3 protein-coding genes and 1 pseudogene are annotated in these 2,816 nt (G+C 62.6%); 3 read left to right on the top strand and 1 reads right to left on the bottom strand.

Annotation, left to right across the window (positions count from 1 at the left end; translation table 11 throughout):
* From AC629_RS47470 to AC629_RS43110, 3 genes and pseudogenes are all read left to right on the top strand, one after another.
* Window positions 1-705, top strand: a 705-nt coding sequence (locus AC629_RS47470) for an alpha/beta fold hydrolase (RefSeq protein ID WP_084810677.1), incomplete at its 5' end; no start/stop codon positions are given.
* A gap of 5 nt (window positions 706-710) precedes the next feature.
* The gene (locus AC629_RS46285; protein ID WP_143199910.1) at window positions 711-1,079 is read left to right on the top strand and encodes a hypothetical protein; all 369 of its coding nucleotides are present in this window, start codon (window positions 711-713) and stop codon (window positions 1,077-1,079) included.
* A 312-nt stretch (window positions 1,080-1,391) separates the two neighbouring features.
* A pseudogene (locus AC629_RS43110) lies at window positions 1,392-1,534 on the top strand (SDR family oxidoreductase); the annotation flags it as partial.
* 465 nt (window positions 1,535-1,999) lie between these two features.
* Here AC629_RS43110 and AC629_RS43115 read toward each other — a convergent pair.
* A partial coding sequence (locus tag AC629_RS43115; RefSeq protein ID WP_143199911.1) for an NAD(P)H-dependent flavin oxidoreductase occupies window positions 2,000-2,816 on the bottom strand: 817 nt, incomplete at its 5' end.

The raw sequence follows: 2,816 nt of genomic DNA on the forward strand, positions 1-2,816 counted from the left end.
ATCTTCGAGCGGCTCACCCGCTGGACACGAGTGATATTGGTCGATCCGCCCGGCTTCGGCTTTTCGACACCTAAGCCCGGCTTTGATTTTTCGCTTCGCGCATTCACCGACGCCTACACCCAGCTGATGCGCGCCCTCGGCGCCGCATCTTACGTGCCCTGCCCCACCTGTACCAACGTCTATCCCTGCGCATTGATCGCGGCAGAACATCCCAATCTCGTCAGCCATCTAGTTCTGATGCAGGCACTCGACTGGGATAAAGAGCGAATTTGGACAAGCAAGATCGTCGACCCCAATGGTGATCTTGCGAAGCCCTATATGGGCCAGGAACTCAACTATCGCACGCGAGCGAGCGCTGCCGCGAACTGGTATCCAAACGCGGTCGGGCATTCGAGGCACAACGAAGCGTTCCTTCGCCAAGCCTGCGCCTGCTTTGACCACGGCGGCAACTTCTGTCTGGCGTCGCTGATCCAGGCATGGTTCGGCCCTGAAGTCGATAGCCCAGTATTTCCGGATTTCTCCCAGCCGACACTCGCGATCTGGGGCATGAACGACCGCTCCCATCGCAAAAGCGACAAACGCTCGCTGCTCGCCATCGCCCCGCACGCGCGGCTGATCGAACGCGAGGGCGTTGGGCATTTTCCGGAAATCGAGGATCCAGTGTGGTTCGAAGGGATGTTGAGGGAGCTTCTGGCGGAGAACTGAGGATTGTGACGGTCACGCCGACGCTGCACAACCTGACCACCGCGACCATGAGCCTGCCCCGCAGACAAGCCATCGCCGAAATCTGTCGCCGCGCCGGCGCATGGATCATCGAGGATGGTGTGTATGCCGCGGCAGCGTCATTGCTTCCGCCGCTGGCGACTTTGACCCTTGAACGGAGTTTGCACGTCAACGGGCTGTCGAAGTCCGTCGGCCTTGGACTGTGCGTGGGCGTGCTGGCGTTGCCGCCCGGAATGACCGAAGCCACAGAGGCAAACCTTGCAAGAAATGCCTCTGACGCCGTCGCCCCTGTCCTGTGCGGTAGTCGAGGAATGGCTGGGCCGGTGACGTCATTACATCGATCTAGCGGGACTTGATCCATGAGGCAAAAGACGACGGACGCGTCTGGCTGTTTCGCTTCTCGGCATGCCCGTCGTCGTCATCCGTCATGATGCTTACCATGCCTGGCTACCCATGCCACGGGACGGAGGCTCGACCAGGCTCAGCTCTATCGCGCTTGCTACGGACTCCTCATGATCAAAGCGCTAAAGCTGCTCTGGGACGGCACGGCGGGCTACCTCGGCTAGTGCGGAGATAGTTCGCCATTTTAGGCCGACCGCCCTAATCTCTGACCACGCGTCTGGCACTAGTCACGCACAGCAGCGGAGGAAGAGCGAATAGTCCGAACAGCGCTCTCGAAGTTCTCCAAGACCTGCCTCACCGACATTGAGGATATCGTCCCCTATATCCGCCTCCTCATCTCGGACGCGCGCGCAGGTGGCTGACCGGCCAGACCATTCTAGTGAACGGCGGATACACCACCACCAAGTGAGTGAGCACGCGGGCGCCCCTCATTCCGGCAGCTCCGCGTTAGCGGGCCCATCCACAGGTCCGATCATGGAGAATAGGTTTCAGAAAACCCGGGCAAGGGTGCCCGGATTTTCGCCCGCATGATCAGCGAAAATAATACCGAGCGCGTTGCTTCATGCCCGAGGAGGTCGCGCATGGCGGGCGCTACGATGTCAGGGCCCGCTATGTCGAGCCAACCCTGCTCTATCCTCGAGCTGGGATGATCCGGCGCTGCAGCAGGAGGTGTTCGGCCTGATGCTGCCGATCATGGCTTATTTCGATCTCGGCGGGCTCTGGATGTTCGGTAGTCATCTGACGTGGGAGCCTCTGCGGATCGGCAGCTGATCGGCGATAAAAGATGGAGGTTTGAACGTGTCGGACATGGTGCTTCGCGAGGCAGCGTCGGCGGGCGACCACGCATCGCGCAGACTGACGCTATCGTGCCCCGCTAGACGTCGGCCGGCGCCGCCTGATACGCCGTTTCGGCGGAGGACATCCGCGCGAGCAACCGGGCCGTCTCGCGGATCAAGTCACCCATAAGCTCCGTTGCGTCGCGCCGGTGGATCAGAGGCGCGCCCTGCCCGGCCTGCATCGAGATAAGATCGCTCCGCCCCTGCTCGATCGCCGCCTTGCGCAGTGTACCGCTGAGCCAGTTGCGAACAGGAAAAGGCGGCAGCTCGGCCACGTGCGGGGCCATTTCATCCATGAAACGATTTCGTAGGCTGCGCGCCAGGCGGCCGCTGAACACGCGACTGAGCGCGGTGTCGCGTGGACCGGTGGCAAGCATGGCTTCCTTGTGGACAGCCGGAGCACCGGACTCGTCACAGGCGAGGAAGGCTGTCCCGATCTGCACGGCATCCGCCCCAAGTGCCAGCGCCGCCGCAACACCCCGCGCATCGGCGATGCCCCCCGCCGCGATCACGGGGATGTGCACGGAATCGACTACTTGTGGCACGAGCGCCAGCGTGCCTGTAAGGCATTCTTCGGCCTCTTGCAGGAATGAGGGGCGATGCCCGCCAGCCTCGAAGCCGGTGGCCACGACCGCATCGAGTCCGGCCGCCTCGACAGCGCGCGCCTCGGCAACGGTCGTCGCGGTGCCGATGGTCAGGATGCCACGCGCATGGCACCCATCCACGACCGCGGCTGATGGTACACCGAATACGAAGCTGAGCGCTGGCGGGCGCGCTGCCAGTACCGCCTCGACTTGCTCGCCGTAATCTTGACCGAAGTGGGTTGGCACTGATGGTCGACCCACGCCGAGGGCG

The organism is Bradyrhizobium sp. NAS80.1 (genome assembly GCF_001908205.1).
GTDB lineage: Bacteria > Pseudomonadota > Alphaproteobacteria > Rhizobiales > Xanthobacteraceae > Bradyrhizobium.